At 72.9% G+C, this 19267-nt stretch carries 17 protein-coding genes; 15 read left to right on the plus strand and 2 right to left on the minus strand.

All coding sequences use genetic code 11. The features are described 5' to 3' along the window. Window positions 1-40: 40 nt before the first annotated feature. On the minus strand, window positions 41-1672 hold the full coding sequence (locus tag E1285_RS00855) for a carboxylesterase/lipase family protein (RefSeq protein ID WP_207946325.1): 1632 nt from the start codon (window positions 1670-1672) through the stop codon (window positions 41-43). 187 nt (window positions 1673-1859) lie between these two features. On the opposite strand from E1285_RS00855, the gene E1285_RS48060 reads away from it, so the two are divergent. From E1285_RS48060 to E1285_RS00870, 3 genes are all read left to right on the plus strand, one after another. Then, window positions 1860-3983, plus strand: coding sequence for a histidine kinase (locus E1285_RS48060; RefSeq protein WP_207946326.1), 2124 nt, complete (start codon window positions 1860-1862; stop codon window positions 3981-3983). A 41-nt stretch (window positions 3984-4024) separates the two neighbouring features. Further along, a complete protein-coding gene (locus tag E1285_RS00865; protein ID WP_132146722.1) occupies window positions 4025-4639 on the plus strand; it encodes a response regulator transcription factor in 615 nt (204 codons plus the stop codon). A 161-nt stretch (window positions 4640-4800) separates the two neighbouring features. After that, on the plus strand, window positions 4801-5556 hold the full coding sequence (locus E1285_RS00870) for a FadR/GntR family transcriptional regulator (RefSeq protein ID WP_165966406.1): 756 nt from the start codon (window positions 4801-4803) through the stop codon (window positions 5554-5556). Between the two features lie 119 nt (window positions 5557-5675). Here E1285_RS00870 and E1285_RS00875 read toward each other — a convergent pair whose 3' ends face one another. Next, on the minus strand, window positions 5676-6521 hold the full coding sequence (locus E1285_RS00875; RefSeq protein ID WP_132146544.1) for an enoyl-CoA hydratase/isomerase family protein: 846 nt from the start codon (window positions 6519-6521) through the stop codon (window positions 5676-5678). A 136-nt stretch (window positions 6522-6657) separates the two neighbouring features. Between E1285_RS00875 and E1285_RS00880 the strand changes: the two genes are divergently transcribed. The 12 genes from E1285_RS00880 (at window position 6658) to E1285_RS00935 (ending at window position 19250) form a co-directional block, all read left to right on the plus strand. Next, window positions 6658-9030, plus strand: coding sequence for a pyruvate dehydrogenase (locus E1285_RS00880; protein ID WP_243722453.1), 2373 nt, complete (start codon window positions 6658-6660; stop codon window positions 9028-9030). A 191-nt stretch (window positions 9031-9221) separates the two neighbouring features. Next, window positions 9222-9758: a MaoC family dehydratase gene (locus E1285_RS00885; protein ID WP_132146547.1), complete on the plus strand. Its 537-nt coding sequence runs from the start codon at window positions 9222-9224 to the stop codon at window positions 9756-9758. Beyond that, the gene (locus E1285_RS00890; protein WP_132146550.1) at window positions 9755-10789 is read left to right on the plus strand and encodes an LLM class flavin-dependent oxidoreductase; all 1035 of its coding nucleotides are present in this window, start codon (window positions 9755-9757) and stop codon (window positions 10787-10789) included. The genes E1285_RS00885 and E1285_RS00890 overlap by 4 nt, the downstream gene beginning before the upstream one ends. Further along, window positions 10786-12057, plus strand: coding sequence for a CoA transferase (locus E1285_RS00895; protein WP_132146553.1), 1272 nt, complete (start codon window positions 10786-10788; stop codon window positions 12055-12057). The genes E1285_RS00890 and E1285_RS00895 overlap by 4 nt, the downstream gene beginning before the upstream one ends. Continuing rightward, complete coding sequence (locus E1285_RS00900) at window positions 12054-13445, plus strand: MmgE/PrpD family protein (protein WP_132146556.1); 1392 nt, start codon at window positions 12054-12056, stop codon at window positions 13443-13445. Before E1285_RS00895 ends, E1285_RS00900 begins: the two co-directional genes overlap by 4 nt. Further along, on the plus strand, window positions 13442-14704 hold the full coding sequence (locus E1285_RS00905; RefSeq protein WP_132146559.1) for a RidA family protein: 1263 nt from the start codon (window positions 13442-13444) through the stop codon (window positions 14702-14704). The genes E1285_RS00900 and E1285_RS00905 overlap by 4 nt, the downstream gene beginning before the upstream one ends. Next, window positions 14701-15201, plus strand: a complete 501-nt coding sequence (locus E1285_RS00910; RefSeq protein WP_132146562.1) for a MaoC family dehydratase N-terminal domain-containing protein — start codon at window positions 14701-14703, stop codon at window positions 15199-15201. The genes E1285_RS00905 and E1285_RS00910 overlap by 4 nt, the downstream gene beginning before the upstream one ends. After that, window positions 15198-15650, plus strand: a complete 453-nt coding sequence (locus tag E1285_RS00915; protein ID WP_132146565.1) for a MaoC/PaaZ C-terminal domain-containing protein — start codon at window positions 15198-15200, stop codon at window positions 15648-15650. The genes E1285_RS00910 and E1285_RS00915 overlap by 4 nt, the downstream gene beginning before the upstream one ends. Next, window positions 15647-16795 carry an acetyl-CoA acetyltransferase gene (locus tag E1285_RS00920; protein ID WP_132146568.1) on the plus strand — a complete coding sequence of 383 codons (1149 nt, stop codon included), beginning with the start codon at window positions 15647-15649 and terminating at the stop codon, window positions 16793-16795. Before E1285_RS00915 ends, E1285_RS00920 begins: the two co-directional genes overlap by 4 nt. Continuing rightward, entirely contained in the window at window positions 16792-17241 is a 450-nt protein-coding gene (locus tag E1285_RS00925; RefSeq protein WP_132146571.1) for an OB-fold domain-containing protein, read from the plus strand. The genes E1285_RS00920 and E1285_RS00925 overlap by 4 nt, the downstream gene beginning before the upstream one ends. Next, window positions 17242-18402 carry an acyl-CoA dehydrogenase family protein gene (locus E1285_RS00930; RefSeq protein ID WP_132146574.1) on the plus strand — a complete coding sequence of 387 codons (1161 nt, stop codon included), beginning with the start codon at window positions 17242-17244 and terminating at the stop codon, window positions 18400-18402. After that, window positions 18399-19250 (plus strand): CoA ester lyase, encoded by an 852-nt coding sequence (locus E1285_RS00935; protein ID WP_132146577.1) that lies wholly within the window; start codon window positions 18399-18401, stop codon window positions 19248-19250. The genes E1285_RS00930 and E1285_RS00935 overlap by 4 nt, the downstream gene beginning before the upstream one ends. The last annotated feature ends 17 nt before the right edge of the window (window positions 19251-19267 follow it).

Genomic DNA, 19267 nt, shown 5'->3' on the forward strand with positions numbered 1-19267 from the left:
TTAAGGAGGTGCCCCCTCCCTGTCAACGGGCAAGCTGTGCTCAACGGGCGAGGCGGGCCCAGAAGCGGAGGTGGTGCTCGGTGGCCACATCCACCGGGCGGATGCCGCCGTCGCCGGGGGCGAGCGCCTGGACGTACGGGACGCGATGCCCGGCGGTCCTGAAGCGCGGCCACCGGGGGCCGCCGGCCTTCCCCGGATCGCCCGACGCCGCGAAGCTCGTCCAGTAGCCGATCATCCGCTCGGCCAGCCGCCGCTGCTCGGAGTCGAGCTCGGGCGGCATGCCGCCCAGGTCGAACAGGTACCACAGCTCGGACGCGTGCTGGGCGCCCATCGGCATCTTCGGCGGCTCCGGGGAGAGCGCAGGCGGCTCGGGGTCGGCGAACCAGTACTGGTACACCGGCACCCGCCGGGCCAGCTTGCCGGCCATCCGGTACTGCGAGGACGCCCACTTGCGGTCGGTGACGATCGCCGACCACCTCAGCGCCGCCGAGTCGTACGCCGACCGCGGGTACTCGGCCCGGACCGCCGCCTCGTCCGCGCCGAACGTCTCGGCCATCACCGTGTCGAACGTCCGCTCGGTCATCGGCTTGCGCTGATCGGCGCCCGCCTCGTCGTAGACGGCCGTGCTCTGAGTCGACTCGTCGCGGGTGTGCCCGGACAGCACCGGCAGTTGGTGGAAGCGTCCCGTGCGCAGCGCGTCGGCGGGCCGGGTCGGCAGCACCTCGTTCCCGTACGCCGGGTGCATGTCCCTCTCCAGGACCGGAAGCAGCTCGTCCACGGGCAGCCCGCGCATGCAGGCGATCACCGCAGCGTCGCCGCCCGTGCAGCCGAGCTCGGCCGCGGTCCGGCGGCCGCGCTCCCGGACGGTCGCGAGCGGCTGGAAGATCTTCTCGGGCTCCTGGCCCCGGTAGTCGAAGTTCCTGAGCCAGCCGACCGAGCACGACCCGCTCTGCATGACGACCTTGTGGAACAGCCCCTTCGCGCCCGGTGAGGTGAGCTGCGCGCATCCGCTGATCCCGCCCGCGGACTGGCCCGCCAGGGTGACGTTGCGGGGGTCGCCGCCGAACCCCGCGATGTTGCGCTGCACCCAGGACAAGGCGGCCTGCTGGTCCTTGAGGCCGTACGTCCCGGAGCCCTCCAGCCCGGGATGTCCGAAGAAGCCGAACACGCCGAGTCGGTAGTTGACGCTCACCACGACGGCATCGCCCTGGGCCGCCATGCGCTTGGCGCCGTAGCTCGCACCCGACCCCATGTAGTAGCCGCCGCCGTGCACCCACACGATCACCGGGCGGGGCTTGGCCGGGACACCTGACGGTGTGGTCACGTTGAGGTTGAGGCAGTCCTCGTCCTTGCTCCCGCCGGGGATCTCGCCGGAGTTCTGCGGGCACGCCGGACCGGGCCGCGTCGCGTCCCGCACGTCCTTCCACGGCTCGGGCGGCCGCGGGTCCTTCCAGCGCAGCCCGCCCACCGGCGGCGCGGCGTACGGGATGCCCTGGAAGACGCGGACGGGCCCGTCCGCCTTGCCGCGCACCGCCCCGTACTCGGTCCGCACGACGTGCCCGCCTGCTGCGCTGAGTTCCGCGGTCCGGGTGTCGGCGCACGCCGTCATGGCGCCCACCACCCCGGTCAGTCCCAGCAGCGCCAGTGGCAGGCGCCGGTTCCAGGCCTTCATTCGGTGTCCTTCCGTGCGTCGCGTCGTCGGCCACAAGTCCAGTGGTCGCCGCGGGCGCCGCACCAGCCGCGAAGGCGGGTGGGCGCCGCCTACGAAAGTGGACGGCTTCGCGGCGACGTGCCCTCCTTCGTCGTCTCCGTCCCGGCGACCCGGCCGCCGGGGCCGGGCCCGGCCTACGGTTGACGGCATGGAGTACCTGCCGTCACCTGCGACATGGCCCGCGCGGGAGCGGGTCGTCGACGGGACGGTCCTGCTCGCCGCCGTCGGCATCGCCTGGCTGCTGCCGCTCGCGCTCCCCGGCGGGCCTGCGGGGGCGAGTCCCCTGGCCGGGCTGGCGGGCCTTGTGGTCGTCGGCGCGCTGATGACCGCGGCACGGCGGCACGGCGCGGCGCCGGTGGCCGCCGGCGCGGCCGTCGCCGGAGTGACGGCGTGGGCGCTGCTGGCACCCGGCTGGTTCGCCACCGCCGACGTGCTCACCAACCCGCTGATGGCGCTGGCCCCGGTCTTCGTGACGTACGCCGGTCACCTCTACAGGAAGGACCGGCGGCGCGCGTGGACCATGGCGGCGCTGCTCGTCCTGGTCGTCACGCATCCGTGGTCGACGTCGGTGACGATCACCGGCGACGGGCTGCTGTACGTCTGCACGCCGATGCTGTTCGGGTTCTACCGCGAGGCGCGGACGATGCTCGTGCGGACGCTGACCGACCGCGCCCGCGACGCGGAACGCGAACGGGACCTGTGCGAGGAACAGGCCAGGACCCAGGAGCGCACCCGCCTGGCCATGGAGCTGCACGACGTCGTCACGCACCGGGTCAGCCTGATGGTCCTGCACGCCGGGGCGCTGCGGGTCACCGCGACCGGCGACGCCGTCCGGGACGCGGCCGAGAACGTACGGGCGATCGGGTGCGAGGCGCTGGTGGAGCTCCGGGAGCTGATCGGCGTGCTCCGCGGACCCCAGGACCCCGCCCCCGCCACGGCGAAGGACGCCCGCCCCGGTGGCGGCCGGTTCCTGGCGGCCACCGGCGGCCACTCCCCGGCCCCGCCGCGCATCGGCCGGTCCGACCTGGCCGTGGTGGCGGCCGCGATCGTCTGGACGGTGCTGCTCAGCGTCACCGTGGCCTCCTCGCGGGAGGTCGGCAGCGGTGAGCCGACGTTCCCCTGGGTCGAGATCGCGCTGCAACTGCCCCTGGCCGCCGCGCTCCTCCTCCGCCGGCACCATCCGCACCTGGCGGCCGCGCCGACGCTGGCCGGGGCGGCGGTCATGATCGGGCTCACCGTGCACGGCGCGGCGGATCTGCTTCCGGCGGGCGACTCCACCAGGCTGCTCGTCCCGGCGGTGGCTCCGCTGGTGGCCTACGCCCTGGCCGCGCACTCCCGGCGTCCGGTCCTGGGCGCCGCCATGGTGCTGGCCTTGACGGCCCTGGCGGCCCGGCCGTGGGAGCCGCACACGGCGGTCGTCTCGGTGGCGGCGGCGTTCATCGGGCTTCCCGCGCTGCTGGGGCTGTACGCCGGGGCCTGGCGCCGTCTCGTCGCCGCGCTCACCGAACGGGCCGAGCGGGCGAAACGGGAGCGGCGGCTCCTGGCCGACCGGGCACGGGCCGCGGAACGGGCCAGGCTCGCCCACGAGATGCACGGCATCGTGGTCGGCCGGGTGCACGACATGCTGGACTGGGCGAACCGGCTGGGCGGCACGGAACCGGCGGCGCAAGCGGCGGGGGAGGCGGGGGAGGCGACGCTGTCGACGGAGCCCGAGCGGGCCTCGGCGGAGCTGATCCTGGCGGGCCGGCAGACCCTCGACGAGCTGCACGAGCTGGTCGAGGCGCTCCAGGCCCCGGCCGGTGAGCCCGGACCCGGCGGCGGCCCGCCGGACCTGGCCGGGCTCGCCGCCGACTCCGCGTCCGTCGGCGTCCCCGTCGACCTCGTCGAGGAGGGCGACCCGGCGCTGCCGTCCCCGGCCATCGCGCGGACGGCGCACCGGATCGTCGGGGAGGCGCTCACGAACGTCCGCAAGCACGCGCACGGGTCGCACGTGCGCGTGGAGGTGCGGTACGACCCCGAACAGGTGCGCGTCAGGGTCAGCAACGGCCGGCCGCCCGCCCCGCCGCGCGACGCCGCGAGGTCGCGGCCGGGGGACCCGGAACTGGCCGCCGGGGGTTCCGGGACCGGGCTCCTCGGCGTACGGCAGCGGGTCGAGCTGGTGGACGGGACGCTGGTGGCGGGCCCCACGCGAGACGGCGGATTCGTCATCGATGCGATACTGCCCGCATACGTACCCACCTCGTCACACACCGTGGGAGCGCCGAGCCCGTGAGCCCTGGCCCGATCCGTGTCCTGATCGTCGACGACGAGCCGATGGTGTGCGCTCACCTGCGGACCATCCTCGGCACGGCCCCCGACATCGACGTGGTCGAACCCGCCCACGACGGGGAGGCCGCGCTGCGCGCCGTCGAGCGGGAACGTCCCGACATCGTCCTGATGGACCTCCGGATGCCCGGGATGGACGGGCTGACCGCGACCGAACGCCTCCGGGCCCGCCCGGACGCCCCGGTGATCGTGGTCCTGACCACCTTCGACGCCGACGAGTACGTGCTGCGGGCCCTGCGCGCCGGCGCCGCCGGGTTCCTGGTGAAGTCGACGCCGCCGGAGGACCTGATCGACCTGGTCCGCGCCGCCCGCAGGGGGCACACCGTGCTGTCGCCCGAGGCCATGCGGCGGCTGATCAACGCCTCGTCGGCCACGGAGCAGCACAGGGAGCACGCGCGGCGGCTGGTCGCCGGGCTCACCGAACGCGAGACCGAGGTGCTGGCCTGCCTCGGCGAGGGACTGTCGAACGCGCAGATCGGCAAGCGGCTTTCGCTGACCGAGGCGACGGTGAAGAGCTACGTCTCGCGGATGCTGGTCAAGCTCGGCTGCGAGAACCGCACCCAGGCGGGCCTGGCCGCGCACAACGCCGGCCTGGTCGGGTAGCCGCCTAGCCACCGGACGGCTCGCCGGCTCGTCCGGCGCCCCCCGTTCCGCCGCGCGCTGCGCTCCTGCGCTGGGGTTTAAGGTCCGATGTATTGAGAGGGTTGCCTTGATGTCTGATGTATGCTCGACCGTGCTCGAAGGACCACCAGGGGGACGGCACCGTGTCCAGCACCAAAGGCAACACCTCCGGCCGTTCCGGCACGGGGCCTGCGCCGGCACTGCCGGTCAGCCGGCTGCGCCCGGCCTACCAGCAGGTCGCCGACCAGCTGCGTGAGCTGATCCTGGACGGGTCCCTCGCCCCGGGCGACCGCCTCCCGCCGGAGGGCGAGATCGGCGGGAACTTCGGGGTGAGCCGCAGCACGGTCCGCGAGGCGCTGCGCGTGCTGGCGTCCCAGGGCCTGGTCAAGACGGTCCGCGGCACCACCGGCGGCACGTTCGTCTCGCACATCGAACCGGACCAGATCAGCGACTTCCTCGAGGCGGGGATCGGGCTGATGTCGGGCTCGGCCGCCCTGCCGCTTCCGGCCATCCTCGAAGCCCGCGAGCTGCTGGAGGTCCCCGCGACCGCGATCGCGGCGGAGCGGCGCGAGCAGCGGCACCTCGACGCGCTGCACGCGGTCACCGAGCGCGAGAAGCGCTCCCGCGGCCGGAGCATGAAGTTCCAGGAGCACCGGCACTTCCACGGGATCATCATGGAGGCGACCGGGAACGGGCTCCTCAAGATGATGACGCAGCCGGTCTTCCACGTCCTGCGCACGCGGTTCCTGAACGCCGACGAGCCCGCCGAGTTCTGGGCGCAGGTCGACGACCAGCACGAGCACATCATCACCCTGCTCGAAGCGGGCGACGGCGAGGCCGCCAGCGCCGCCATGCGCGACCACCTCCGCCACATCCGCGACGCCTACCGCGAAGGCTGACCCCGACCGCACGCCCGCCTATACCGGACGGTCAGGCGGCCGGACGGTCAGGCAGTCAGGCGGCCGGACGGCCGGGCGCGGCCCCCCGAGACCGCACCCGGCCGAGACCGTGGGGAGAGTCAGGCCCAGCTGGGCGGACGGTTCTCGCGGTGGGCGCGGAAGCCCTCCTGCGCCTCGGAGTCCGGCGGCGTGACGTAGGAGACGAACCCCTCGAGCTCCCGGTCGAGGGCCTCCGCCATGGGGAGTCCTTCCATCGCGGCGAGCTGGCGCTTCATCGCGGCCATCCCGGCGCGCGACTTCCCGCTGAGGTCCTTGGCGAGTTCGTCCACGGCGGCCGCGAGCCGATCGTCGGGGACGGCCTTCAGTGCGATGCCGAGGTCGACCGCCTCGGCGGCGGGGATCCAGCGGCCGGTGAGAAATATCTCCTTGGCCCGCTGGCGGCCGATGATGCGGGGGAGCCGCGCCGTCGAGCCGCCCACGGGGACGAGGCCGAAGGCGGCGTGCGCGTCGGCGACCCGTGCCGACTCGGCCATCACCACAAGGTCGCAGGCCAGCAGGATCTCGAACCCGCCGGCGCGGGCGAGGCCGTTGACGGCGGCGATGACCGGCATCGGCAGCCGCTCCAGCCGCAGGGTGAGCGCCGCGATCCGCTTGCCGAGCCGCTCCCAGACGGCCGGGTCGGCGAAAGCCCGGTCCAGCACGGCGAGGTCGAGGCCTGCGGTGAAGGCGCGGCCCGTCCCGCCGATGACCAGGACGCGGGCGTCGCGGTCGGCCTCGGCCGCGTCGATCGCGGCCTCCAGGTCGTCGAGCGCCTGCGCGGTGAGGCTGTTCATCGAGTCCGGGCGGGTGAAGGTGATACGTGCGACCCGGTCGGTCACCTCAAGGGTCATGGTCTCCAGCGTCGGCACGGTCGTCCCCTCCCGGACGGTTCCGGCACCGTCCCCGCCATATATCTGATGTTTCAAAATTGGAGGGTACCCGCAGGATCGCTTCGCCCGTCAACCGCCAACTCGCCCCCGCCGGGGGGATGACAGCGAGGCGGTAATCGGTTAAAAATCGGACATATCTATCGCAGTATCCGATCGCGACTGGCAGGTGACAGTGACCGTGCAGGCGGGCCCGACACCGACCGTGCTCGACGAGATCCAGCGGCGCGTGCTGTGGCTCGGCACACGCATCGTGGACGCCGCGAACCGGGAGCGCGACACCGGGGACGGCCTCAAGGTCGGGGGCCACCAGGCGTCCAGCGCCTCGCTCGTGACCGCGATGACCGCGCTGTGGTTCGCCCACCTGGACGCGGAGGACCGGGTCGCGGTCAAGCCGCACGCCTCGCCCGCCTTCCACGCGATCCAGTACCTGCTCGGCGGGCTCGACCGCGCGTACCTGACGCGACTGCGGGCCCGCGGGGGCCTCCAGTCGTATCCGAGCCGCACCAAGGACCCCGACGCCGTCGACTTCTCGACGGGCTCGGTCGGTCTCGGCGCGGCGGCGCCGCTGTTCGCCTCGCTCACCCGCCGGTACGTCGACGCCCATTTCGGTGCGCGGCCCGGGTCCCGGTTCGTCGCGCTGGTCGGGGACGCGGAACTGGACGAGGGCAACGTCTGGGAGGCCGTGGCCGAACCGGCGGCGGCCGGGCTGGGCAACGTGATGTGGGTGGTGGACTTCAACCGGCAGTCCCTCGACCGGGTGGTGCCGGGCGTCCGCATCCACCAGTGGCGCGGGCAGTTCGCGGCGGCCGGATGGCACGTGGTGGAGATCAAGTACGGGCGGCGGCTCCAGGCCGCGTTCGAGCGTCCGGGCGGGGAGCACCTGCGGACGTGGATCGACGCGATGCCCAACGAGCAGTACCAGTCGCTCTTCGCCCTGGAGGGGCCCGCCCTGCGCGAACGGTTCCTGGACGGCGCCCCGCCCCAGGTCGGCGAGTTCGTCGCGGACCTGCCCGACGCGGAGCTGGGGCCGCTGGTCACCGACCTCGGCGGGCACGACGTGGAGGCGGTGCTGGACGCGTTCGCGGAGTGCGACGCGGTCCGCGACAGGCCGAGCGTGGTGTTCGCCTACACGGTGAAGGGCTGGGGGCTGCCGCTCGCGGGCGGTCCCCGCAACCATGCCGCGCTGCTCACCGGCGAGCAGATCGACGAGCTGAGAACCCGGACGGGCCTGACCTCCGAAACCGAATGGGACCCGCTGGATCCGGCTTCACCCGCGGGAATCTGGGCCGGAGCGCGCCGCGACCATCTGGCCAGGCGTCCCCGCTCCGCGTCACCGGAGGTCGCGGTGCCGGCGGCCACGGGTGTGCGGACGGGGAAGCCCACCTCCACCCAGGAGGTGTTCGGCCGGGTGCTGACGGACCTGGCCCGGGACGAGGCGGTGGCTCCGTACCTGGTCACGACGGCCCCGGACGTCGCCACGTCCACCAACCTCGCGGGGTTCATCAACAAGACGGGCGTGTTCTCGCCCGCGCAGCGGCGGGCCTGGTCGCAGGACGGCCCGCTGCGCTGGACGGAGAACCCGGCCGGCCAGCACATCGAGCTGGGCATCTCGGAGATGAACCTGTTCCTGCTGCTCGGGCAGCTCGGCCTGGCCTGGGACATGTCGGACCAGCCGCTGCTGCCCGTGGGCACCGTCTACGACCCGTTCGTCCTGCGGGGGCTGGACGCCTTCCTGTACGGGGCGTACTCGGGGTCGCGGTTCGTCGTGGCGGGCACGCCGTCGGGGATCTCGCTCGCCCCGGAGGGCGGCGCGCACCAGTCGTCCATCACGGCGTCGGTGGGGATCGAGCTGCCGGGCGTCACGTTCGCCGAGCCCACCTACGGAGCGGCCCTGGACTGGCTGCTGTGCGACGCGCTCGGCCGGATCGCCGCGGACCCCGCCGGATCGGACGACCGCGAGGTCGCCTACTACTTCCGGCTGACGACCCGTCCGATCGACCAGTCCCCGTTCGAGGCGGCGCGGGCGCGGCTCGGCGACGGCGCGGTCCGGGCGCAGGCGCTCGCCGGGGCGTACCGGCTCAAGGACGCCCACCACGACCGCCCGGACCTGCGGGACGAACGCGCGCCGGTCGTGCATCTCGCGGCGTCGGGCGCGGTCATGCCCGAAGTGCTGGAGGCGGCCGGGGAGCTGGCGGACGAGGGGGTCGCCGCGCATGTCGTGGACGTCACGTCCGCCGGCCGGCTCTACCGTTCGTGGCAGGACGGGCTGCGGCAGGGGGTGCGGACCGCGACGGCACGGCCGGCCCCGGACGGGTTGCGCGCCGCGTTCCCCGATCGGGCGCCCGTCGTGACCGTCCAGGACGCGGCGTCGCACGCGCTGGCGTGGCTCGGGTCCGCACTCGGTGTAGCGGCCGTCCCGCTTGGAGTGGACGAGTTCGGGCAGTCCGGAAGCATCCGGGACCTGTACGAGCTGCATGATCTGCGCGCCGGGGCGATCGTCAACGCCGCGCTGGCCGCGCTCCACCTCGCGGACGATCGGTCGTAAACCTCTGATGTTTCGAGATTCCGCCGGGGCGGACCGGCCCGAGCCGGGGCGTCCGGCATCAGGAAAAGTGCAGGTACAGCACAGGGTTGGTGTCTGTCCAAAAGGTCATCCGTCTTGGACACCAGCCCTGGACTTACCCTAGTATCGATATGTCTGACTTTAACGATGCGATGCGATGCGAGAGGACGGCCATGACGCTCAAGGACGGGTGGAAGGGACGGTTCTACGAGGACTTCCAGGTGGGCGACGTCTACCGGCATCCCCTCGGGCGCACGGTCACCGAGAGCGACAACACCTGGTTCACGCTCCTGACGATGAACACGAACCAGATGCACTTCAACGGCGAGTACGCCGCGAAGTCCGAGTTCGGCAGGCCGCTGGTCGTGTCCACCCTGACCGTCGCGATCGCGGTCGGGCAGAGCGTCATCGACACCACCCAAAATGCGTTCGCCAACCTCGGCTGGGAGGACATCAGGATGTCCCACCCGGTCTTCGCCGGCGACACCCTGTTCAGCGAGTCGCTCGTGCTGGACAAGCGCGAGTCGTCGAGCCGCCCGCACGCCGGCATCGTCACCATCCGCACCCGCACCCTCAACCAGGACGGCGACGAGGTCTGCACGTTCCGCCGCAGCTTCCTGGTCTACAAGCAGGGCGCCGAGCCGCTGGACGACCTGTTCCCCGAGGCGAAGAAGCCGCTCAGCCTCGAAGCCGAGGAAGGCCGCGCATGAGGATCACGTTCGCCCCCTGGGGGGAGACGCTCGCGGAGCTGACCGACGCGGCCCGCCGCGCGGAGGCCGGCGGCGCCGAGGTCATCTGGGTGCCCGAGCTGCACCGCAGCGCCACGGTCACCGCCGCCGCGCTCGCCGCCGCCACCGAGCGGGCACGGATCGGCACCGGGATCGCGCTCGCGTTCACCCGCAGCCCCATGATCACCGCGCTGGAGGCGCTGGACCTGGACGACATGTCCGAGGGGCGGTTCATCCTCGGCCTCGGGACGGGCGTCCAGCGGCTCAACGAGGACTGGCACAACGTCCCGTTCGGCAAGCCCGTCACGCACTTGCGCGAGACCGTGCGCAACGTCCGCGAGTTCTGGGCGACGTGCACGACCGGCGACCCGATCGACCTGCCGGGCGACGAGGAGCCGATGAGGATCCGCGGCTACCAGCGTCCCTTCCCGGTGCGCCGCGCCGACATCCCCGTCTACATCGCCGCGATGGGCCCGGCCATGACCCGCCTCGCCGGGACGATCGGCGACGGCTGGATCAGCCACGAGCTGTGCTCCCCCCGCTACCTCGCCGAGCAGATCATGCCCGAGCTGGAGACCGGCATCTCCCGCGCCGAGGGCAAGCGGCGCGAGGACGTCGACGTCGTCGTGTCCGCCTGCTGCTCGGTCTCCGACGACCGCGCAACCGCGCTGCGCCGCGTGTCCGGGCTCGTCGGCTTCTACGCCAGCGTGCGCACCTACGCCGACTTCTTCGCCTTCCACGGGCTGGCGGAGCAGCAGCAGGCCGTCATCGCCGCGTTCCGCAACGGCACGGGGGCCGAGCACCTCGCCGAGACGGTCTCCCCCGAGATGATCGACGCGCTGACGATGGCGGGCGGGCGCGACGAGGTCGCCGAGCGCATCGCCGCCTACGAGGGCCTCGCCGACTCGGTGAAGCTCAGCCCGCCGACCCACGGTCTCAGCGCCACCGAGACCCGCGCGGCCCAGGACGAGCTCCTGTCGCTGCTGCCAGACCTCACAGGGAGCTCCGCTTGAAACCTCTCGAAGACGTCCGCATCATCGCCGTCGAGCAGTACGGCGCCGGCCCGTTCGGCAGCGTGCACCTCGCCGACCTCGGCGCCGAGGTGATCAAGATCGAGGAGCCCCGGTCGGGCGGCGACGTCGGCCGCTACGTCCCCCCGTACGGCGAGGACGAGGACTCGCTGTTCTTCGAGACGTTCAACCGCAACAAGCGCAGCCTGTCCCTCGACCTGTCGACCGAGGGGGGCCGCCGGGTCTTCGAGGACCTGGTGAAGGTGTCCGACGTCGTGTACTCCAACCTGCGCGGCGACGTCCCTAAGAAGATCGGCATCACCTACGACGACCTGAAGCACCTGAACCCGGCGATCGTGTGCTGCTCGCTCACCGGGTTCGGGATGAACGGGCCGCGCAGCAAGGAGCCGGGCTACGACTACGTGCTGCAGGGCCTCGCCGGGTGGATGGACCTGACCGGCGAGCCGGACGGCCCGCCCACCAAGTCGGGGCTGTCGCTGGTCGACTACTCCGGCGGGTTCGTCGCGGCGATCTCCCTGCTGGCCGGGCTGCACGCGGCGCGCCGCGACGGCGTCGGGATGGACTGCGACGTCAGCCTGTACGACACCGCGATCGGGCTGCTGACCTACCCGGCGACCTGGCACCTGAACGCCGGGTTCACCCCGGAGCGCACGAGCCACTCGGCGCACCCGTCGCTGGTGCCGTTCCAGGCGTTCGGGGCGAGCGACGGCTGGTTCATCGTCGGCTGCGCGAAGGAGAAGTTCTGGACGCGGCTGGCGTCCGTCGTCGGCCACCCCGAGTGGGCCGAGGCCGGGTCCGGGTACGGATCGTTCGCCGACCGGGCCCGCAACAAGGACACGCTGATCCCCCTCCTCGAGGACATCTTCCGGCAGCGGACCGTGGACGAGTGGCTGGAGCAGCTGTACGCCGCGTCCATCCCCTGCGGCCCGATCAACGACGTCGAGCAGGCCATGAAGGAGGAGCACACCAAGGCGCGCGGGCTCCGGGTCACGACCGAGCACCCGCGTTTCGGGACGGTGGAGCAGCTCGCCTCGCCGGTCCGGGTGGGTTCCGAGCAGCCGGAGTACCGCCGGGCGCCGCTCCGCAACGAGGACTTCGACCTGGTGGTCCGCGAGATCGCCGGGTATGACGACGCCACGGTGGCCGAGCTGCGGGACGGGGGAGCGTTCGGCGACGTCGAGCCGCCCGCGGCCAAGCCCGCACCGGACGGGAAGGCCGCCGACACCGAACCGGAGGCGGCGTCGCGATGATCGCACGGGAGCTGGCCGCCTGGGCCCTCGGCCTCGCCGAGGTTCCCGGGCCGGTGAGCGCCGCCGCGACCCGGCACCTGCTGGACGGTTTCGGCACCGCGCTCGGCGCCCTCCGGACGGGGGCGGCGGCGCCCGCGATCGAGGTGGCGCGCGGCCTCGGCGGCCCGCCCGAGGCCGGCGTGCTCGGCGGCGGGGAGCGGCTGTCGGCGCCCGCCGCCGCCCTCGCGAACGGCACGCTCGTCCACGCGCTCGACTTCGACGACACGCACGCGGGCGGGCTGGTGCACGCGACCGCGGTCGTGCTGCCCGCCGCGTTCGCCGTCGGGCAGCAGACCGGCGCCTCGGGACGGGAGATCCTGACGGCGGCGGTCGCCGGGTACGAGACGGCCTGCCGGGTCGCGGCCGCCGCGCCGCACGGCTTCCACGCGCGCGGCCTGCACGCGACCATGGTCGCCGGGGTCTTCTCGTCCGCGCTGGTCAGCGCCCGGCTGCTCGGGCTGGACGCGAGGCGGGCCGCGAACGCGCTCGGCATCGCGGGCAGCCAGGCGGGCGGCCTGCTCGCCTTCCTCGGCACCGGGGCGTCGACCAAGCAGCTCCATCCCGGGTTCGCGTCGCAGTCCGGGATCGTCGCGGCGCGGCTGGCGGCGGCCGGGGCGACCGGGCCGGAGACCGTCTTCGACGGCCCGCACGGCGTGTTCGACACCCTCTCCGCGAACCCGGCCGAGCCCGCGTCCATCGTGGACGGCCTGGGCGAGCGCTGGGAGACCACCCGGATCGGGATCAAGCCGTACGCGGCGTGCCAGCTCTCGCACGCCACGATCGGCGCGGTCCTGGACGCGATGGCGCGCGAGGGATTCGGCGCCGACGAGGTCATCAGCGTCCACGCCAAGGTCCACCCGGATTCGGCGCCGGTCGTGTGCGACACCTCGCGCGACCTGACCCGCCCCGCGAGCCCGTACGCGGCGAAGTTCTCGCTGCCGTGGACGGTCGCCGCGCTGATCACCGACCGGGGCCTGAGCCTGGAGACCTTCGAGCCGGACTCGATCGCCCGCCCCGAGGTGACCCGGCTCGCCGCCCGCGTCAGCTGGGACGTCACCGGCTCCCCCGGCGTCGTCGCCGCCGACGCGCCCGGCCAGGTCACGATCACGCTCGACGACGGCCGCGAGGTGGCCGGCTCGGTGCCGCGCAGCGAGGGCGGCGGCGACCGCCCGCTCGGCCGCGCGGCGCTCATCGCCAAGTTCGAGGGCAACGCGGGCGTCCCGGCCACCGACGCCGAGGCGTTCGCCCGCACCGTCGAGACGCTCGGCGACCAGCAGGACGCCGCCACCGTCATGCGGGCCGCCGCGCGGCTCGCCCAGCTCACCCCCAGCGCGCAGGAGAAGGAATGACACTGCAAGCGATCAAGCCCGCCGAGTTCCCGTGGTTCCCCTACGAGGGGTTCACGTTCTGCCTCGGACTGTCCGAGGACGGCGGCGCGTGGTCGTCCGGGCACACCGCCGCCGCGCACGACGCGGCGGTCGGGAAGATGACGGTCTCGGGCACGATGACCGAGCAGGCCCGCACCGCCTACAAGAAGGTCATGACGATCATCGAGGCGGCCGGGTACGGCCCCGATGACGTCGTGCACGTGACCGAGAACGTCACGGTCGCCGGGATGGTCGACTACGAGGCCGCGGCGGCGATCCGCAAGGAGGTCTTCGGCGCGCACGAGCCCACGGTGACGACCGTGGTCGTGGAACGGCTCGTCCGCTCCGCCGCGCTGCTGGAGGTCGAGATGCACGCCGTGCGGGGCGGCGGCTCCGAGCTGCTCGCGGCGAGCGAGCGGCGCGAGGCCGGGACCTGGGTGCCCTCACCCGTCCGCGAAGGCCACGACGGCACCGTCCACCTGCCGACCATGGTGCCCGTCGACGCGTCGGGCGACGTCGTCAGCCCCGGCGACTTCGCCGGCCAGTACGCCTACTGCCTCGACCAGGCGGACGTGCTGCTCCGGAAAGCGGGCCTGTCGCTCGACAACGCGGTGACGACCTACGACTACTCCACGCCGGACACCCGGGAGGTCTACCGCAAGACCCACCGCGTCCGGAAGGAGCGGCTCGGCGGCGCGGGCGTGTACCCGGGCGCGGGCGGCATCCTGGTGAGCCGGCTGCACCGTCCCGGCGCGCTCGTCGCGATCGACGTCACCGCATCCCGGCACCCCCTCGAACTGGTCAACCCCGGCTGGTCCCGGTACGACACGCTGACCTACGCGCCGGGCGTCCGGGCCGGACGGACGCTGTTCATGTCGGGGTTCGCGGCGCTCGACATGGAGACCCAGAAGGCACTGCACCCGGACGACATCGGGGCACAGGCCGAGGCGACCTACGGGGCCATCCTGCACCTGCTGAAGCACGCGGGCCTCGGCCCGGCGGACCTGCTGTCGACCATCGAGTTCTGCGTCGAGTCGGCGCTGCGCGACTACCGCGCGGTCGCGCCCGTCCGGGAGCGGCTGCTGTCACCGCCGTGGCCCGCCTCGACCGGGGCGATCTGCAAGGGCCTGCTGCGTCCGGAGTTCCTCCTGGAGGTCTTCCCGACCGCGCTGTACCCGGAAGGCGCCCCGACCACGGCGAGCCCCACCACGTCGAACCCCACCACGGGGGCGGCGTCATGACGCTGCTCACCGACGAGATCCGGGCGCTGGCCGGGCGGACCAAGGTCTACACCGCGCCCGAGCCGATGGGCGCCGCCGCCGGACGGTACTTCGGCATCGCGATCGGCGACCACAACCCGCTGTACTCCGACCCCGAGTACGCGCGGGCGCAGGGCCTGGCCGACGTGACCGCGCCGCCGACCCTGATCTGCGAGACCAACCAGTACGCCAACCTGCCGATCGGGCCGGACGGCGACGCGGGCCACAACTGGGGCATCGAGATCCCCGGGACGCGGAAGGTGCGCGGCGGCAACCGCTACGTCTTCCACCGCCGGATCCTGCCGTCCGACATCGTCACCGCCACGTGGGAGATCACCGACGTGGCAGGCAAGACGAACCGGGCGGGCGCGGAGATGCTGATCATCACGTCGCGGGCGACCTACACCCAGCAGGACGGCGAGAAGCTCGCGGAGAACGAGGAGACGATCATTTTCGTATCGCTGGAGGCGGGCTCATGACCGCTCAGGCCGTGCATGAGGTCGGCCAGGCCGTGCCTCCGCTGGAACGCCGGATCGGGCTCCCGGACATGATCGCCTACGCGGGCGCCACCTGGGACTGGTACCGGCTCCACTACGACACCGAGTTCGTCAAGGCGTCCAACCTGCCCGGCCTGGTCGTGGACGGCCAGGTGTTCGGCGCGCTGCTGGTCGAGCAGATCCAGGACTGGCTCGGCCCGCAGTGCTTCGTCCGCACGCTGGACTTCAACTTCAAGGCGCTGGTGTTCGCCGAGGAGACCGTCCGCTGCGAGGGGACCGTCACCGAGGCCGGCGACGGATACCTCGACCTCGACCTGCGGGTGGTCGTCGTCGGCGACGACGGCGAGACCGACCGCGTCGCCGTCGCGCCGGCCCGCGCCCGCGTCCTGCTCGGCACCGCCGACGGGCCCGGCGGGGCGGGGGAGCCATGAGCACGGGTGTCGCCATCGCGGGCGCCGCCGAGTGCGACCTCGGCGTGACGAACCGGTCGATCCTCGGCCTCCAGGCGCAGGCGATCTCGCGGGCGCTGGACGACGCGGGCCTCGGCCTGCGCGACGTCGACGGCCTCGCCACCACCGGGGTGTCGCGGTTCTCGGCGACCCAGCTCGCCGACTACCTCGGCCTCGAACCGCGCTGGACGGACTCGACGTACGCGGGCGGCTCCGCGTTCGAGATGTTCGTGGCCCGCGCCGCGCAGGCCATCCAGGCGGGCCAGGCCGAGACGATCGTGATCAGCTTCGCGTCCAACCAGCGGTCGGCGCGGTCCCGCTCGCTCGGCGGGGTGGTCGAGGACCACACGCCCGAGGCGCAGTTCGAGACGCCGTACGGGCCGCTGTTCCCGCTGTCGTACTACGGGATGGCGGCGCAGCGGTACCTGCACACCTACGGCAAGGCGCGCGAGCAGCTCGCCGAGATCGCCGTGGCGGCGCGGGAATGGGCGCTGCTGAACCCCGCCGCGTTCCGCTACGGCAAGGGCTCGCTCACCGCCGGCGACGTGACCGGCTCGGCGATGATCTCCAGCCCGCTCACCGCGCTGGACTGCTGCCTGGTCACCGACGGCGGCGGCGCGATCGTCCTGACGTCCCTCGAACGGGCGCGGGACCTGCGCCGCACGCCCGTCGAGGTGCTCGGGTACGGCGAGCGGACCACCAACAACTCGATGACCGCGGCACCCGACCTGACCGTCACCGGCGCGGTCGGCTCCGGCGCGGACGCGTTCGCCCGCGCCGGCGTCTCCCCCTCCGACATCGACGTCGTGCAGGTGTACGACTCGTTCACGATCACGGTCGCGCTGACGCTGGAAGGGCTCGGCTTCTGCGGGCGCGGCGAGGCCCTCGACTGGATCGCCGGCGGGCGCATCAGGCCCGGCGGCGACTTCCCGCTCAACACCTCGGGCGGCGGCCTGTCCTACTGCCACCCGGGCCAGTTCGGGATCCTCCTGCTCGTCGAGGCGGTGAAGCAGCTGCGCGGCGACGCCGGGGACCGGCAGATCCCGGACGCGCGGCTCGCCGTCGCCCACGGCACCGGCGGAATCCTTTCGACGCACGCGACGGTGGTCCTGGGGGTGGACGGATGACCGGCTCCGATGGCTTCAAGCCCGACGTCCCGGCACCTGACGAGGTCACCGGCCCCTGGTGGGAGGCGACCAGGGAGCACCGGCTCGTCCTCCAGACCTGTGCGCGCTGCGCCCGGGAGGGGCAGCCCGGCGTCCAGCATCCGCCGCGCCCGCTCTGCGTGCACTGCGGGTCGGACGAACTGGACTGGGTCACCGCCGGCGGCGCGGGAGTCGTGGACTCCTTCAGCATCGCCTACCGCGCCCCGCGCCCGGACCTCACCGTCCCGTACGTCATCGCCCGCGTCCGGCTGGACGAGGGGGTCGTCCTCCTCACCCGCCTCCAGGACCGGGAACCGGACGACTGGCGCATCGACGACAGGGTTCGGGTCGCCTGGGTCGACCTCGACGACGGTCGGGCGCTCCCGGTGTTCACACCGCCGTCCCCTGAGACCGAGAAAGGCAGCTAAGTGGATTTCCAGCTCAACGAGGACCAGCGCGAGTTCCGCGCGGTCCTGCGCGACTTCGTGGACAACGAGATCATCCCGGTGGCGCGCGACTGGGAGCAGACCGGCCGCTACCCCACCGAGATCGTCAAGGGCATGGCGGACATGGGGCTGTTCGGGATCACGATCCCGGAGGAGTACGGCGGCCTCGACCTCGACCCCGTCTCGTTCGCGCTGGTCTTCGAGGAGATCGCGCGCGGCTGGATGGGCATCGCCGGCATCCTCGGCAGCCACTCGCTGGCCTGCCGCATGATCGCCATGCGCGGCACCGACGAGCAGAAGCGCAAGTACCTCCCGGACCTCGCGACCGGCAAGCGCCGCACCGGCATCGGCCTCACCGAGCCGGACGCGGGCACCGACCTCCAGGGCATCCGCACCACGGCCCGCCTCGACGGCGACCACTACGTCGTCAACGGGTCCAAAATGTGGATCACCAACGCCCGGTACGCGGACCCGCTGCCCGTGCTGGTGAAGACCGACCCGTCGGTGTCCCCCGCGCACAAGGGCATGAGCATCCTGCTCGTGGACGCCGACACCGAGGGCTACGAGATCCTCAAGGACATCCCGAAGCTCGGCTACAAGGGCACGGAGTCCTGCGAGATCGTCCTGGACAACGTCCGGGTGCCGAAGGAGAACCTGCTAGGCGGCGTCGAAGGCAAGGGCATGCAGCACGCCCTCTCCGCACTCGAATGGGGCCGGGTCAACATCGCCGCCCGCTCGGTCGGCATCGCCCAGCGCGCTTACGACGAGGCCCTCGCCTACGCCGGGCAGCGCAAGGCGTTCGGCCAGGCCATCGGCGACTTCCAGGCCGTCCAACTCCAGCTCGCGACCGTCGCCACCCAGCTCCAGGCCGCCCGCCTCATGGCCTACTTCGCCGCGGACGCCGTCCGACAGGGCCGCGCCGACGGGCAGACCGGCATGGCGAAGATCTTCTGCTCGGAGGTCGCCCTCCAGGCCGCGATCGAGGCCATGAAGGTCCACGGCGGCTACGGCTACTCCACCGAGTACGAGGTCGAGCGGCTCTACCGCGACGCGATCCTGATGAGCATCGGCGAGGGCACGAACGACGTCCTGCGCACGGTCGTCGCCAAGTCCCTCCTGCGCGGCGAGACGGTCGTCCGATGACCGCACGGCTGCCCCGCAGCTACCTGTACGTCCCGGCGAACGCCCCCGACAAGCTGGCCAAGGCCCTGACCCGCGGCGCCGACGCCCTCATCGTCGACCTGGAGGACGCGGTACCACCGGACGCCAAGGACACGGCCCGACGCACGGTCGCCGACTGGCTCCGCTCGGCTCCGGAAACCGGCGGCACCGAACTCTGGGTGCGGATCAACGGCGGCGAGGCCGCGCACGAGGACGTCCGCGCCCTGGCCGGCCTGCCCGCGCTGACCGGTCTCGTGCTAGCCAAGGCCGAGGACGCCGCACAGGTCACATCGGTCGCCGCCCTCCTGTCCGACCTCGGAGACGCGACGACCCACCTGATGCCGCTGCTGGAAACGGCGGGGGCGATTCTGGACGTCCGGGACATCGCCCGTGCGCCGAGGGTCCACCGCCTCCAGATCGGCGAGGTCGACCTCGCCGCCGACGCCGGCCTCGACCCCGGCCCGGACGAGGCGGAACTGGCGTTCGCCCGCACCATGACCGTAATGGCCAGCGCCGCCACCGGCCTCCACCCACCGGTCGGCCCGGTCTCCACCATCACCTCCGACCCCGACGCCCTCGCGGCCTCCACCGACCGCGTCCGCCGCCAGGGCTTCGTAGGCCGAGCCTGCATCCACCCCGCCCAAATCCCGGTCGTCCACAAGGCCTTCACCCCGACCTCGGAAGAGATAGCCCAGGCCAAGGACGTCCTCGCAAGATACGAGGCGGCAACCGCGACCGGCTCCGGCGTCGTCCTCGACGCCAAGGGCCACCTGATCGACCCGGCCGTAATCCGCCTGGCGCAGCGGACCCTCGCCACCGCCGCGACGTAGCCGAGGTGGTCTTCGGC

This window comes from Actinomadura sp. 7K507 (genome assembly GCF_004348425.1).
Lineage (GTDB): Bacteria > Actinomycetota > Actinomycetes > Streptosporangiales > Streptosporangiaceae > Spirillospora.